This is a genomic window from Streptomyces sp. NPDC058375 (assembly GCF_042723425.1).
Lineage (GTDB): Bacteria > Actinomycetota > Actinomycetes > Streptomycetales > Streptomycetaceae > Streptomyces > Streptomyces durocortorensis.
In genome coordinates this window covers 1-13,613 of the sequence record NZ_JBHXJG010000012.1, presented here as the reverse complement: position 1 = coordinate 13,613, position 13,613 = coordinate 1, and the positions used below count along the sequence as shown (strand labels likewise).

Annotated in this window: 14 protein-coding genes; 10 read left to right on the top strand and 4 right to left on the bottom strand. The window is 69.7% G+C overall.

The window, feature by feature from the left end:
- The first annotated feature begins 2 nt into the window (after positions 1 to 2).
- Both ACFWM7_RS03985 and ccsB read left to right on the top strand, forming a co-directional pair.
- Positions 3 to 1,796 (top strand): cytochrome c biogenesis protein ResB, encoded by a 1,794-nt coding sequence (locus ACFWM7_RS03985; RefSeq protein ID WP_383254742.1) that lies wholly within the window; start codon positions 3 to 5, stop codon positions 1,794 to 1,796.
- Positions 1,793 to 2,875: a c-type cytochrome biogenesis protein CcsB gene (gene ccsB, locus ACFWM7_RS03980; protein WP_383254737.1), complete on the top strand. Its 1,083-nt coding sequence runs from the start codon at positions 1,793 to 1,795 to the stop codon at positions 2,873 to 2,875. The genes ACFWM7_RS03985 and ccsB overlap by 4 nt, the downstream gene beginning before the upstream one ends.
- An 81-nt stretch (positions 2,876 to 2,956) precedes the next feature.
- Here ccsB and ACFWM7_RS03975 read toward each other — a convergent pair whose 3' ends face one another.
- Together ACFWM7_RS03975 and ACFWM7_RS03970 are read right to left on the bottom strand one after the other, a co-directional pair.
- A complete protein-coding gene (locus ACFWM7_RS03975; RefSeq protein ID WP_383254734.1) occupies positions 2,957 to 4,270 on the bottom strand; it encodes an aldehyde dehydrogenase family protein in 1,314 nt (437 codons plus the stop codon).
- Positions 4,271 to 4,404: 134 nt separating this feature from the next.
- On the bottom strand, positions 4,405 to 4,758 hold the full coding sequence (locus tag ACFWM7_RS03970; RefSeq protein ID WP_383254849.1) for a PLD nuclease N-terminal domain-containing protein: 354 nt from the start codon (positions 4,756 to 4,758) through the stop codon (positions 4,405 to 4,407).
- A gap of 154 nt (positions 4,759 to 4,912) precedes the next feature.
- Here ACFWM7_RS03970 and ACFWM7_RS03965 point away from each other — a divergent pair, with 154 nt between their 5' ends.
- Together ACFWM7_RS03965 and mqnP are read left to right on the top strand one after the other, a co-directional pair.
- Positions 4,913 to 6,370 carry a menaquinone biosynthesis decarboxylase gene (locus ACFWM7_RS03965; RefSeq protein WP_383254729.1) on the top strand — a complete coding sequence of 486 codons (1,458 nt, stop codon included), beginning with the start codon at positions 4,913 to 4,915 and terminating at the stop codon, positions 6,368 to 6,370.
- Complete coding sequence (mqnP, locus tag ACFWM7_RS03960; RefSeq protein WP_383254724.1) at positions 6,367 to 7,287, top strand: menaquinone biosynthesis prenyltransferase MqnP; 921 nt, start codon at positions 6,367 to 6,369, stop codon at positions 7,285 to 7,287. Before ACFWM7_RS03965 ends, mqnP begins: the two co-directional genes overlap by 4 nt.
- 24 nt (positions 7,288 to 7,311) lie before the next feature.
- Here mqnP and ACFWM7_RS03955 read toward each other — a convergent pair whose 3' ends face one another.
- Entirely contained in the window at positions 7,312 to 7,944 is a 633-nt protein-coding gene (locus ACFWM7_RS03955; protein WP_383254723.1) for a rhomboid family intramembrane serine protease, read from the bottom strand.
- A gap of 121 nt (positions 7,945 to 8,065) precedes the next feature.
- Between ACFWM7_RS03955 and ACFWM7_RS03950 the strand changes: the two genes are divergently transcribed.
- Complete coding sequence (locus ACFWM7_RS03950; RefSeq protein WP_383254720.1) at positions 8,066 to 8,749, top strand: UbiX family flavin prenyltransferase; 684 nt, start codon at positions 8,066 to 8,068, stop codon at positions 8,747 to 8,749.
- A 7-nt stretch (positions 8,750 to 8,756) separates the two neighbouring features.
- Here ACFWM7_RS03950 and ACFWM7_RS03945 read toward each other — a convergent pair whose 3' ends face one another.
- The gene (locus ACFWM7_RS03945; protein ID WP_007460445.1) at positions 8,757 to 8,903 is read right to left on the bottom strand and encodes a hypothetical protein; all 147 of its coding nucleotides are present in this window, start codon (positions 8,901 to 8,903) and stop codon (positions 8,757 to 8,759) included.
- Between the two features lie 121 nt (positions 8,904 to 9,024).
- Here ACFWM7_RS03945 and ACFWM7_RS03940 point away from each other — a divergent pair, with 121 nt between their 5' ends.
- From ACFWM7_RS03940 to ACFWM7_RS03920, 5 genes are all read left to right on the top strand, one after another.
- Positions 9,025 to 9,480, top strand: coding sequence for an Lrp/AsnC family transcriptional regulator (locus ACFWM7_RS03940; protein ID WP_010063935.1), 456 nt, complete (start codon positions 9,025 to 9,027; stop codon positions 9,478 to 9,480).
- A 94-nt stretch (positions 9,481 to 9,574) separates the two neighbouring features.
- Positions 9,575 to 10,738, top strand: a complete 1,164-nt coding sequence (mqnE, locus tag ACFWM7_RS03935) for an aminofutalosine synthase MqnE (protein ID WP_217232208.1) — start codon at positions 9,575 to 9,577, stop codon at positions 10,736 to 10,738.
- A 104-nt stretch (positions 10,739 to 10,842) separates the two neighbouring features.
- The gene (locus ACFWM7_RS03930; protein WP_383254715.1) at positions 10,843 to 11,391 is read left to right on the top strand and encodes a GNAT family N-acetyltransferase; all 549 of its coding nucleotides are present in this window, start codon (positions 10,843 to 10,845) and stop codon (positions 11,389 to 11,391) included.
- Positions 11,392 to 11,468: 77 nt separating this feature from the next.
- The gene (locus ACFWM7_RS03925; RefSeq protein ID WP_383254712.1) at positions 11,469 to 11,762 is read left to right on the top strand and encodes a DUF4229 domain-containing protein; all 294 of its coding nucleotides are present in this window, start codon (positions 11,469 to 11,471) and stop codon (positions 11,760 to 11,762) included.
- Between the two features lie 422 nt (positions 11,763 to 12,184).
- Positions 12,185 to 13,573, top strand: coding sequence for a dicarboxylate/amino acid:cation symporter (locus ACFWM7_RS03920; protein WP_383254711.1), 1,389 nt, complete (start codon positions 12,185 to 12,187; stop codon positions 13,571 to 13,573).
- Positions 13,574 to 13,613: the final 40 nt, after the last annotated feature.

The window sequence follows — 13,613 nt, the reverse complement described above, 5'->3', positions numbered from 1 at the left end:
CAATGAGCAAGGCGAACAGCACGTGGAGGCGCGAGCGCGCGGACGAGCACGAGCAGGGCTCCGCCCACGGCGCGGCCGGCGAACAGCTCTCCACCGCGCCCCGCGAGGAGCGCCCCGACACCGGGGCCGGCGTGCCCGCGATGAGCGTGATCGGCTGGGTGCGCTGGTTCTGGCGTCAGCTGACCTCGATGCGGGTGGCGCTGATCCTGCTCTTCCTGCTCTCCCTCGGGGCGATCCCGGGGTCGCTGATCCCGCAGACCAGCGTCGACGACATGAAGGTGCAGGCCTTCAAGGACCGGCACACCACCCTCACGCCGATCTACGAGGCGCTCCAGCTCTTCGACGTCTACAGCTCGGTGTGGTTCTCCGCGATCTACATCCTGCTGTTCGTCTCGCTCATCGGCTGCATCGTGCCGCGCACCGGCCAGTTCGTAGGCCAGCTCCGCAGCCGCCCGCCGGGCGCGCCGAAGCGGCTGACCCGGCTGCCCGCGTACACCACCTGGCGCACGGAGGCCGAGCCCGAGGAGGTCCGCGAGGCGGCCCTCGCGATCCTGCGCAAGCGGCGCTTCCGTACGCACGAGGTCGGGGACGCGGTCGCCGCCGAGAAGGGCTACCTCCGCGAGGCCGGGAACCTGGTCTTCCACATCGCCCTGATCGTGATGCTGGTGGCCTTCGCCGCCGGGCAGCTCTTCAAGTCCGAGGGCGGCAAGCTGGTCGTCGAGGGCGACGGTTTCTCCAACACGCTCACCCAGTACGACGACTTCAAGTCGGGCTCGCTCTACGACTCCGACTCGCTGGCCCCGTTCAGCTTCGTGCTCGACGACTTCGTCGGTACGTACGAGAAGAGCGGCCCGCAGCGCGGCACCCCGCGCACCTTCGAGGCCCGGGTGAACTACACCGAGGGCGCCGACGGAGCGGAGCGCAAGGGCGTCATCAAGGTCAACGAACCGCTCGTCGTCGACGGCACCAAGGTCTATCTGATCGCCCACGGCTACGCCCCCGTCGTCACCGTCCGGGACGGCAAGGGCAAGGTCGTCTCGAAGTCCGCCGTGCCGCTCCTGCCGATCGACAACAACATCACCTCGTCCGGCGCGATCAAGGTGATGGACGGCTACAAGGACAAGAACGGCGTCAAGACCCAGCTGGGCTTCAAGGCGTTCTTCGTGCCGACCTTCGCCGGTCACGGCAAGGGCCAGATGTTCTCGCAGTTCCCGGCGCTGGACTTCCCCGTGCTGGCGCTCAGCGCCTACCAGGGCTCGCTCGGCGTCGACTCCGGGCTCGCGCAGAACGTCTACCAGCTCGACACGTCCAAGATGAAGGAGTTCAAGGACGAGGACGGCGAGCTGCTCAAGAAGATGCTGATGCCCGGCGAGAAGCTTGACCTGCCCGACGGCGCCGGTTCCATCACCTTCGAGGGCACCGAGGAGTGGGCCAGCTTCCAGATCTCCCAGCAGCCGGGCAACGGCTGGGCGCTCGGCGGAGCCGTCGCCGCCATCGCCGGACTCGCCGGATCGCTGTTCATCCAGCGCCGCCGGGTGTGGGTGCGGGCGGTCCGGGGCGCCGACGGCGTCACGGTCGTGGAGATGGCGGGCCTGGGCCGCAGCGAGTCCGCGAAGCTCCCCGAGGAACTGGGCGACCTCTCGGCCGCTCTCGTCACCACGGCGCCGGTCGCGCCGGAGAAACCTGCGGTGTCCACGGCCACGTCCACGGACGGGGACGCACCCGATGCCACGAACGAGGCCGGGAGCCGGCCCGTACATCCTGCCGAAGCACCTGCCGAAGGGGCTGAGAAGTGAATCTCGCCGCCGCAACCAACGAGAGCCTGGCGCACACCAGCAATGTGCTGATCTATTCGTCGATGGCCGTCTACACCCTGGCCTTCTTCGCGCACATCGCGGAGTGGGTCCTCGGCAGCCGCAGCAAGGTCGGCCGCACGGCCGCCGCGCTGTCCGGCACCGCGGCCGGAGCCTCCGCCGCCGCCCCCGCGGTGAAGGCGCAGACCGGCGGCACGGCCGTGCTGGAGCGGCCCGAGGTCATCACCCGCAACGCCGCCGGCACGCGGGACGTGCCCGACGGCCCGGGTGCGGCGGGCGGCACGTTCAAGGGCGACCTGTGGGGCCGGATCGCGGTCTCGCTGACCGTGGTGGCCTTCTTCGTCCAGGCGGGCGGGGTCGTCACCCGCGCCCTGTCCGTGCAGCGGGCCCCCTGGGCCAACATGTACGAGTTCTCCATCACCTTCTCCACCGTGGTGGTCGGCTCCTACCTGGTGCTGCTCGCACTGAAGAAGAACGTCCGCTGGATCGGCCTCCCGCTGGTCACCACCGTCCTGCTGGACCTCGGCATCGCGGTCACCACGCTCTACACCGACAGCGACCAGCTGGTGCCCGCGCTGCACTCGTACTGGCTGTGGATCCACGTCTCGACGGCGATCCTCTGCGGCGCGGTCTTCTACCTCGGCGCGGTCGGCACGGTCCTCTACCTCTTCCGCGACAGCTACGAGAACAAGCTCGCCTCCGGCGGCACCCCGGGCAAGTTCGCCGCCTCGGTCATGGAGCGGCTGCCCGCGGCCGCCTCGCTGGACAAGTTCTCGTACCGGATCAACGCGGCCGTCTTCCCGCTGTGGACGTTCACGATCATCGCGGGCGCGATCTGGGCGGGCGACGCCTGGGGCCGGTACTGGGGCTGGGATCCCAAGGAGGTCTGGTCCTTCATCACCTGGGTCGCCTACGCCGCCTACCTGCACGCCCGCGCCACCGCAGGCTGGAAGGGCCGCAAGGCCGCCTACCTGGCGCTCGTCGCCTTCGCCTGCTGGCTGTTCAACTACTACGGCGTGAACATCTTCGTCTCCGGCCTGCACTCCTACGCCGGGGTCTGAGGACGCCGGGGTCCGAGACCGCGTACGCACGAACACGAAGGCGCCCCGGACGGATCTTTGTCCGGGGCGCCTTCGCGTGGGTCAGCCCAGCGGGGTGTCCAGGACCGCCTTGCGGTGGCTGAACGTCTCCACGGAGTACGGGCCGTGGTAGCTGCCCATGCCGCTCTCGCCGACCCCGCCGAACGGCAGGTCCGAGACGGTGAGATGGGCCAGCGGCAGGCCGATGCCGACCGCCCCCGACGACGTCTCGGCCAGCAGCCTCTCCCGTACGGCGTCGGAGTCGGTGAACGCGTACAGCGCCAGCGGCTTGTCCCGGTCGTTGACGAAGCCGATCGCCTCGTCCAGCCCGTCCACCGTGACCAGCGGCAGGATCGGCCCGAAGATCTCCTCGCCCATCACCGGCGCGTCGGGGGCCACGTCGGCCAGCACGGTCGGCGCGATGTACTTCGTCGCCCGGTCGTGGGCCCCGCCGACCACCGTACGGCCGGAGTCCAGCAGCCCGGTCAGCCGGTCGAAGTGACGCTCGTTCACGATCCGCCCGTACTCCGGGTGGTCCGCCGGGTCCGCGCCGAACTGCTTCTCCACCGCGCCCGTCAGCGCCTTTGCGAGGGCCGGCGCGGTCTCCGGGTCGGTCAGCACGTAGTCGGGGGCCACACAGGTCTGCCCGGCGTTGAGGAACTTCCCCGCGACCAGCCGGGCGGCCACCGCGTCCAGGTCCGTGCCCCGGTCGACGAAGGCCGGGGACTTGCCGCCCAGCTCCAGGGTGACGGGCGTCAGATGCTTCGCGGCGGCGGCCATCACGATCCGGCCGACCGTGCCGTTGCCGGTGTAGAAGATGTGGTCGAAGCGCTGCTCCAGCAGGGCCGTCGTCTCCTCGACCGCCCCCTCCACGACCGCGACCGCCTCCGGGTCCAGATACCGGGGCAGCAGCCGGGCCACGGCGGCGGAGGTCGCGGGCGCCAGCTCGCTGGGCTTGGCCACCACGCAGTTCCCGGCCGCGAGCGCGCCGACGACCGGGGCGAGCAGCAGCTGCACCGGGTAGTTCCAGGGCGCGATGACCAGGACGACGCCGAGCGGATCCAGCACCGTACGGGCCTGGGCGCCCGTGGGGGCGAGGTGCGGCGGTACGGGAGCGGGCTCGGGGCGCAGCCAGTCGGCCAGGTGCTCCAGCGTGTGGTCGATCTCCCGCACCGTGAAGTCGATCTCGGTGCGGTACGCCTCCTTGCGGCCCTTGCCGAGGTCGGCGCGGAGCGCGTCCGCGAGGTCGTCACCGTGCTCGGTGAGGAGGGCGCGCAGCCGCTCCAATTGGCCGGTGCGCCAGGCGAGGTCCTTGGTGCGGCCGGTACGGAAGGCGGCCCGGAGGCGGGCGACGACGTCGGCGGGGGTTTCGGGCATGTGGGGGCTCCTCGGAAGGGTCACGCGTGCGGTGCCTGTGTCCGCGCTGCCTCTTCGAGGATGGCCGACGCCGCCCCCGTCACGTGCCCACCGCGCCGGTCGGAAAGATCACCCCGTCCGGGCGGAATATCCGGTCAGGAAGCGGGCGGGGTCTTGTCGTCGGGGTTCTTCCCGCCGTCGTGGCGGCCCGGCTCCTCCTCGGCCTCGGCGTTCTCGTCGTCCTTCTTGAGCGACTTGAGGAAGTCGAGGTTGTCGTCCGGGGCCACCCACTGCTGCCGCCTGCCCCGCTGCCACGAGGAGGGCCCGGCGGCCCCGGCCGTGGTGCGGCGGTTCTTGCCGGCGACGAGCCAGACGACCGGGCCGACGATCCAGAACAGCAGGATGATGAAGACCCAGGCGATCTTCGGCAGGTGCTTGGTGTCCTCTTCGGAGGTGTTCAGGCAGTCGATGAACGCGTAGATCGTCAGAGCCAGCGGCACGATGAACATCAGGGCTCTCATGGTGCGTCCCCCAGGAAGTGGCGGCGGGCGGGATGATTGCCCCGTATCGCGGCCAGGGTACCGGCTCGTCATGAAGGATCCGGGGCGCTGGACGGGGGAGCCCCGGCGGGGCCGCGGGACCGGGGATGACAAACTGGACCGCATGGCTTACGACGATCTTCGCTCCCTGCTCCGGGCTCTTGAGCGCGATGGTGATCTCAAGCGCGTCAAGGTCGAGGTCGACCCCCACCTGGAGGTCGGTGAGATCGTCGACCGGGTCAACAAGGCGGGCGGTCCCGCCCTGCTGTTCGAGAACGTCAAGGGGTCCTCGATGCCCCTGGCCATGAACGTCTTCGGCACCGACCGGCGGCTGCTCAAGGCCCTGGGCCTGAAGTCCTACAGCGACATCAGCGACAAGATCGGCGGACTCCTCAAGCCGGAGCTGCCGCAGGGCTTCGTCGGCGTACGGGAAGCCTTCGGGAAGCTCGGCTCGATGGTGCACGTACCGCCGAAGAAGGTGAAGTCGAGCGACGCGCCCGTCCAGGAAGTGGTCCTGACCGGCGACGACGTCGACCTGGACAAGCTGCCCGCGCTGTTCACCTGGCCCGAGGACGGCGGCTCGTTCTTCAACCTCGGCCTCACCCACACCAAGCACCCCGAGAACGGCGTTCGCAACCTGGGCCTCTACCGGCTCCAGCGCCACGACAAGCGCACCATCGGGATGCACTGGCAGATCCACAAGGACAGCGCCAACCACTACCAGGTGGCGGCGAGGCGCGGTGAGCGGCTGCCCGTCGCCATCGCCTTCGGCTGCCCGCCCGCCGTGACGTACGCCTCCACCGCGCCGCTGCCCGGGGACATCGACGAGTATCTGTTCGCCGGGTTCGTCCAGGGCAAGCGGATCGAGATGGTCGACTGCAAGACCGTCCCGCTCCAGGTCCCCGCGCAGGCGGAGGTCGTCATCGAGGGGTGGCTGGAGCCGGGGGAGATGCTGCCCGAGGGCCCGTTCGGGGACCACACCGGCTTCTACACCCCGCAGGAACCGTTCCCCGCACTGACCATCGACTGCGTCACCATGCGCAGGCGGCCCCTGCTCCAGTCCATCGTGGTGGGCCGGCCGCCGACCGAGGACGGGCCGCTGGGCCGGGCCACGGAGCGGTTCTTCCTGCCGCTGCTGAAGATCATCGTGCCGGACATCGTGGACTACCACCTCCCCGAGGCGGGCGGCTTCCACAACTGCGCGATCGTCTCGATCGACAAGAAGTACCCGAAGCACGCCCAGAAGGTGATGAGCGCGATCTGGGGCGCGCACATGATGTCGCTGACCAAGCTGATCGTGGTCGTCGACTCCGACTGCGACGTCCACGATCTGCACGAGGTCGCCTGGCGGGCGCTCGGCAACACCGACTACGCCCGGGACCTCACGGTCGCCGAGGGTCCGGTCGACCACCTGGACCACGCCTCGTACCAGCAGTTCTGGGGCGGCAAGGCGGGCATCGACGCCACGAAGAAGCTGCCCACCGAGGGCTACACCCGGGACGGCGGCTGGCCGGAGATGGTCGTCTCCGACCCGGACACGGCGGCGAAGGTCGACCGCCGCTGGAAGGAATACGGGCTGTGAGCAGTGCGGCAGAAGCGGCGTCCGTCCAGGGCCCCGCACCCTCCACCAGCAAGGTGAAGGCCTTCCTCCGGCTCGTGATGATCGAGCACTCGGTCTTCGCGCTGCCCTTCGCCTACATCGCCGCGCTGACCGCGATGTTCCAGCTGGACGGCACCATCCAATGGGGTGTCCTGCTGCTGGTCACGCTGGCGATGGTGGGGCTGCGGACGTTCGCGATGGCCGCCAACCGGATCATCGACCGGGAGATCGACGCCCGGAACCCGCGCACCGCCGGCCGGGAGCTGGTGACCGGCGCGGTGTCGGTGAAGTCGGCGTGGACCGGCGCGATCGTGGCGCTCGCGGTCTTCCTCGGCGCGGCGGCCCTGCTCAACCCGCTCTGCCTGGTGCTCGCGCCGCTGGCCGTCGTGCCGATGGTGGTCTACCCGTACGGCAAGCGGTTCACGAACTTCCCGCACGCCATCCTGGGGCTCGCGCAGGCCATCGGGCCGGTCGGCGCCTGGCTCGCGGTGACGGGCAGCTGGTCGTGGGACGCGGTGATCCTCGGGCTCGCGGTGGGCATCTGGATCGGCGGCTTCGACCTGATCTTCGCCTGCCAGGACGTGGTTGCGGACCGGGCGCACGGGGTGCTCTCCTTCCCGGCGCGCTTCGGGATCCCGGCCTCGCTGTGGGGCGCGCGGGTGTGCCACGCGATCACGACCGGGCTGCTGGTGTGGTTCGGCCTGGCGACGGACGCCGAGGTCTTCTACTGGATCGGGATGGCGATCGTCGCGGTGGCGTTCGTCTACGAGCACCGCGTGGTGCGGCCGCACGATCTGTCGCGGCTGAACCGGGCGTTCTTCTCGGTGAACGGCTTCATCGGCATCGCGCTGTTCGCCTGCGCCCTGCTGGACCTGCTGGTGCGGGGCCTGACCCCGTAACGCTCCTGGGACGTCGAGGGCGCCTCAGACCGTGACCAGGTTGTCCGGCCCTCGACGCGCGGACGGCCGACGGAAGAGGAACGCCGCCGCCACCCCGCCGATCAGCCCGAACAGATGCCCCTGCCAGCTGACGCCCGTGTTGGTCGGCAGGACGCCCCACAGCAGCGAGCCGTAGACCACGGCGACACCGATGCCTATGAGGACGTCCCAGGGGCGGCGGTCCACGAAGCCGCGGACCAGCAGATAGCCCAGCAGCCCGAAGACCACGCCGGACGCGCCGAGCGTGATCGTGTTCTCCGGGGCGGTCAGCCAGACGCCGATCCCGCTGGCCAGGATGATCGTCAGGACGACGGCGGCGAACCGGCGCAGCCCGGCGAGGGCGGCTATGAAGCCGAGGACCAGCAGCGGGACGCTGTTGGAGGCCACGTGCTCCCAGCCGCTGTGCAGGAAGGCGGCGGGCACCACGTCCCGCAGCTCCGCCATCTCGCGGGGGCTGATGCCGTACGTGTCGAGGGCATGGCCCGTGGCCACGTCGATCCCTTCGAGGACCCACAGCAAGGCCACCCAGCCCGCCATCAGGATCCCGGCGGTCAGGGCCCGCGCGCTGCCGGTGGCGCCGTTGTTCGCGGTGCGGTCGGTGGTCCAGTAGTCGCCCATGGTGTGCCCCTGCCCCCGGGTTGCCCGTCACCCGGAGAACGTCTGTGGCGCCCGCCCGGTTCCGGGTGCCGGGCGCGAAGGCGTGCCGGATAGGCTCGCAGGTGTGGAATCCAGGACTTCAGTGACTCAGCAGCAGCGGCGGCCTTGGATTGTCGGGGTGTCGGGCGCTTCGGGTACCCCGTTCGCGGCCGCCGTTCTGCGCGGGCTCCTGGCGGCCGGCGAGAGCGTGGACCTGGTGGTGAGCCGGGCCTCGCGCCTCACGCTGCTGGACGAGACCGGCATCGCGTTCCGGGACGGGCACTGGCGCGAGGACCTGCGCTGTTGGCTGGATCGCGGCGCCGACGGGAAGCCGGACGCCTTCGCGGTGGGGGACGCGGAGCTGGAGCGCGTACGCCACTGGCCGGCCGGTGATCTGGCCGCCGGGCCGTCCTCCGGGTCGTACCCGGCGAAGGGGATGCTCATCGTGCCGGCCTCGACGGCCTGTGTGGCCGGAGTGGCGCTCGGTCTGTCGAAGGATCTGCTCCAGCGGGCCGCGAGCGTGACGCTCAAGGAGCGCCGCCCGCTCGTCGTCGCGGTGCGCGAGACCCCGCTGAGCGGCCAGACGCTGAAGCAGATGGTGGCCCTGGACGAGGCGGGCGCGGTCGTGCTGCCCGCCTCTCCGGCGTTCTACGCGGGCGCGACGCACATCCAGGACCTGGTGGATTTCGTCGCGGGGCGGGTGCTGGACGCGGCGGACGTGCCGCACCGCTTGTACCGCCGCTGGGAAGGAGAGCTCGGTGGCTCCCGGCCCCCTCAGGACCGATAGGTCCTGGTCAGCGCTTCTTGTGCGCGCGGGGGGTGCGGGTCTTGTCGACGCGGTGCGCGGCGGCGGGCTGGTGGGCACGCGAGCGGTTGGCCAGGTCCTGCAGCTCGCGCATCCGGGCGTAGGCCATCTCGATCGTGTACACGGTGAAGTTCACTCCTGAAGATTCGAAAGCATTTCTTGGATGTTCTAGAAGATTTGCAGGGCGTCGACCCTGCATGCCTTAGATTCTACACGTAGACTCGCGGTACTGCTGAACAATGGAAGGTTTCAGTCATATGGACGCGGTGGACAGGCAGCTCATCCAGGCCCTCAGGGAGAACGGCAGGGCCTCGTACGCCGAGCTGGGGCGGCTCGTGGGGCTCTCCGGGCCCAGCGTCACCGACCGCATCAACCGGCTGGAAACCGCCGGTGTCATCACCGGTTACCGCGCCACCGTCGACTCCGCGTCGCTGGGCCTCGGCGTGACCGCGCTGATCGGGATCTCGCTCTCGGACGCGGCCGACCACGAGGACGTGGCGCGCCGGCTGAAGGACCTCGCGGAGATCGAGGACTGCTGGTTCATCGCGGGCGACGACTCGTACATGCTCAAGGTGCGCGTCGGCGACGTGGACGGCCTGGAGAAGACGATCCGCCGCCTCAGCGGTACGAAGGGCGTCTCCCGCACGCGTACGACGATCGTGCTCTCCACCAAGTGGGAGAACCGGGTCGGGGAGCTTCCCGAGGAGTCATAGGCGCGGAGCGCCGTAGAGGGGGCACCTCCCGGCCGAAGGGTGGGGGAGTACGGTTGGTCGGAGTCTGATACACGGAGATATGGGAGGCGGACTGGTGGACGCGGGACTCAAGCGCGAGCTGGAGGAGAAGGTCCGGGCCGGCGAGCGGCTGACCCGCGAGGACGGGATCGCGCTCTACGCGTCCGACGACCTGGCGTGGCTGGGCGGGCTCGCGCACGAGGTGCGCACGCGCAAGAACGGCGACGTGGTGCACTTCAACGTCAACCGGCACCTCAACATGACCAACGTGTGCACCGCCTCGTGCGCGTACTGCTCGTTCCAGCGGAAGCCGGGCGAGAAGGACGCGTACACGATGCGCATCGAGGAGGCCGTCCGCCTCGCCAAGGCGATGGAGGGCGAGAACCTCACCGAGCTGCACATCGTCAACGGCCTCCACCCGACGCTCCCGTGGCGCTACTACCCGCGCTCGCTCAGCGCGCTGAAGGAAGCCCTGCCGGACGTGGCGCTGAAGGCGTTCACGGCGACGGAGATCCACCACTTCGAGACGATCTCCGGCCTCTCGGCCTCCGAGATCCTCGACGAGCTGATCGAGGCCGGTCTCGAATCCCTGACCGGCGGCGGCGCGGAGATCTTCGACTGGGAGGTCCGCCAGCACATCGTCGACCACCGCACCCACTGGGAGGACTGGTCGCGCATCCACCGTCTCGCGCACGAGAAGGGGCTCAAGACCCCTGCGACGATGCTGTACGGGCACATCGAGGAGCACCGCCACCGCGTCGACCACGTGCTGCGGCTGCGGGAGATGCAGGACGAGACCGGCGGCTTCCAGGTCTTCATCCCGCTGCGCTACCAGCACGACTTCGTGGACATGAAGGACGGCAAGGTCCGCAACAAGCTCCAGGCGCGCACGACGATGGCGACCGGCGCGGAGGCGCTGAAGACCTTCGCGGTCTCCCGGCTGCTCTTCGACAACGTGCCGCACGTCAAGGTGTTCTGGGTGATGCACGGCGTGCAGACCGCCCAGCTCGCGCTGCAGCACGGTGCGGACGACATGGACGGCTCGGTCGTCGAGTACAAGATCACGCACGACGCGGACGACTTCGGCACGCCGAACAAGCTCGGCCGTGAGGACCTGCTCGACCTGATCCGCGACGCCGGTTTCCGGCCGGTCGAGCGGAACACCCGGTACGAGATCCTGCGCGAGTACCCGGGCCCGGAGGCGGACCGGCGCGAGTCGCCGCAGCCGATGCGGGTCTGACGTACCCCTGATGTGCGAGAGCCCCGGCCGCCGTTCCCGGCCGGGGCTTTCTCATGTTCCGGACCGGGTTGAGCCTCCCCGTCTGTAATGGTTACTGTCTCCCTATGGCCCTTACCTTTGAGCTGGATCCCTCGTTCACCCCTGCCCTCCGCGACGGCATCACCGCCCTGTGGGCCGATGTCACCAACGCGGGCGGAGCCGTCGGCTTCGTCGCGCCCGTCACCCCCGAGGAGATCCGGCCCGATCTGCTCAAGCACCTCGCCGCCATCGAGAAGGGGAAGGTCAGGCTGCTGGTCGGCCGGGACGAGGACGGTGCCGTCGTCGCCACCGCCTTCCTCTCCCTCAACGACCACCGGCTGCTCCAGCACTGGCTCATGCTCTACACCGTGATGGTCCACCCCCGCCTCCAGGGCCAGGGGCGCGGCCGCGACCTCATGGCGGCCGCCGCCGACGCCGCGCGCTCCATCGAGGGCATCGAGGCGATCCGGCTCACCTGCCGGGGCGGTACCGGCAACGACCGCTTCTACGCAGCCTGCGGCTACAAGGAGGTGGGCCGCGTGCCGGACGCCATCCGGGTCGCGCCGGGCGACGACCGTGACGACATCATCATGCTGCTCCCGCTGGGGAGTGCCCCGGGCCCGGCAACCCCCTGAACCGAGAGAATTCGGGCCATGCTTCACTGGACGGGCAGAAGCATGTCGACCGTCCATGGGAAGAGAGAGGGCCAGCCGTGTCCGCTGCCAAGCCGAGCGCGATGATCCGTTACACGGCGTTGCGCCTGCTGATCTTCGTCGGCTGTTTCTTCGTCGCCGGTGTCGCCGTCCACTTCGGGCTGATCCCCTCGGGCCTCGGCGGCTCCAACGCGATCTGGGTGATCCTCCTCGGCCTCTTGCTCTCCGCCCCGCTCAGCTATGTGCTGCTGCGCAAGCAGCGTGACGAGATGTCCGAGCAGATCGTCGCCGGCGTCGACCGCACCAAGGCCCGCCTGGACGCCAACCGCACCCGCGAGGACGCGGTTCAGTAAGGTTCCTCACACGCGCGCGCCGCGCGACCCCTCCTTCCGCCGGACCCCGTACCGGAGCAAGCCGCTCCGGTACGGGGTCTTCGGCGTTCTCCGGACACGTGCGCGGCGGGGCGCGCCGCCCTGAGCCGGGGTGCGCCGCCTCCGAGCCAAAGAAAGACTTTGAGCTTCTCAAAGTTCAAGTGTTAACGTGTTCGGTATGAAGACAGCTGTGCGCCCCCGTCATGCCGCGAGCATCCCGCTCGTGGCGCGCCTGCATGTCGATCTCTGCCGCTGTATGTCCGCGGTCTGTTGCCGCGAGGTCTGATACGGCATCATGCAGCGGCGCCGCCCCTGACGCGGGCGCCGCGACCCCGTCCCCGTTCCACCGCGCGATCGTACGGATGCCTCCGTGCGTCCCGATGCGTCCTCCATGGAGTGTGTCCGTGTCCGCGAACTCCGCGCCCGCCACCCCCGAGGCCGAGCAGCCCACAGGCTCCGGCTCCGGTTCCCGTTCCCGTATACCCAGGTTCCCCTTCTGGGCCCAGATCGTCGTCGGTCTCGTCCTCGGTGTGCTGCTCGGCTGGCTGGCCCGCAGCCAGGAGCTCGGCTGGCTCGTCACCACCCTCGACGAGATCGGCTCGCTCTTCGTCCAGCTGCTGAAGCTGGCCGTCGCCCCGCTGGTCTTCTTCGCGATCCTCGTGTCGATCACCAACCTGCGCCAGGTCAACAACGCCGCCCGGCTGGCGACCCGCACCCTGCTCTGGTTCATGATCACCTCGCTGATCGCGGTCGCGATCGGCCTCGCGATCGGCCTGATCACCAACCCCGGCTCCGGCACCGGCCTCACGCCGAAGGACGGCGAGCTCTCCGACACCAAGGGCAGCTGGATCGACTTCCTGACCGGCATCGTCCCGGACAACGTGATCACGCCGTTCACCGAGCTGAACGTGCTCCAGATCGTGTTCATGGCCGCCGTCGCCGGTATCGCCGCCCTCAAGCTCGGCGAAAAGGCCAAGCCGATCCTCACCCTCAGCCAGTCGATCCTGGAACTGCTCCAGAAGGCCCTGTGGTGGGTCATCCGCCTCGCCCCGATCGGCACCGTCGGCCTCATCGGCTACGCCATCGCCGACTACGGCTGGGACCTCATCGGCAAGTACGCGACGTTCACCGCCGACGTCTACATCGGCTGCGCCCTGGTGATGTTCGGCGTCTACCCGCTGCTCCTGGCCACCGTCGCCAAGGTCAGCCCGCTCCAGTTCTTCAAGGGCGCCTGGCCCGCGATCCAGCTCGCCTTCGTCTCCCGCTCCTCGGTCGGCACCATGCCGGTCACCCAGCGGGTCACCGAGCGCCTCGGCGTTCCGAAGGAGTACGCCTCCTTCGCGGTCCCGTTCGGCGCGACCACCAAGATGGACGGCTGCGCCGCGATCTACCCGGCGCTGGCGGCGATCTTCATCGCGCAGATCTTCGACGTGCAGCTGGGCATCGGCGACTACCTCCTGATCGCCTTCGTCTCGGTGATCGGCTCGGCGGCCACCGCCGGTCTCACCGGCGCGACGGTCATGCTGACCCTCACCCTGTCCACGCTGGGCCTCCCGCTGGAGGGCGTCGGGCTGCTGATGGCGATCGACCCGATCCTGGACATGATGCGCACCGCCACCAACGTGGCCGGCCAGGCGCTGGTCCCGGTGATCGTCTCGGCCCGCGAGAAGATCCTCGACCACGACGCGTACAACTCGGCCTCGGCCTCCCCGATCGACTCCTTCGGCGACGACGCCGACCGGGACGAGGTCCGCGACGCGGAGCCGAAGACCGCGGTGCCCGCTACCGCGTAGCGCCCCGGCAGACGCGACAGCGCCCCCCGGTCCACGTCCC

What these genes read in the sequence shown, in the direction of transcription:
- ACFWM7_RS03930 (WP_383254715.1), top strand. Translation starts at nt 10,843, where the DNA reads ATGGCCCTTACCTTTGAGCTGGATCCCTCGTTCACCCCTGCCCTCCGC.
- ACFWM7_RS03970 (WP_383254849.1), bottom strand. Translation starts at nt 4,758, where the DNA reads ATGTTCATCGTGCCGCTGGCTCTGACGATCTACGCGTTCATCGACTGC.
- ACFWM7_RS03985 (WP_383254742.1), top strand. Translation starts at nt 3, where the DNA reads ATGAGCAAGGCGAACAGCACGTGGAGGCGCGAGCGCGCGGACGAGCAC.
- ACFWM7_RS03940 (WP_010063935.1), top strand. Translation starts at nt 9,025, where the DNA reads ATGGACGCGGTGGACAGGCAGCTCATCCAGGCCCTCAGGGAGAACGGC.
- ACFWM7_RS03965 (WP_383254729.1), top strand. Translation starts at nt 4,913, where the DNA reads ATGGCTTACGACGATCTTCGCTCCCTGCTCCGGGCTCTTGAGCGCGAT.
- ACFWM7_RS03955 (WP_383254723.1), bottom strand. Translation starts at nt 7,944, where the DNA reads ATGGGCGACTACTGGACCACCGACCGCACCGCGAACAACGGCGCCACC.
- ACFWM7_RS03975 (WP_383254734.1), bottom strand. Translation starts at nt 4,270, where the DNA reads ATGCCCGAAACCCCCGCCGACGTCGTCGCCCGCCTCCGGGCCGCCTTC.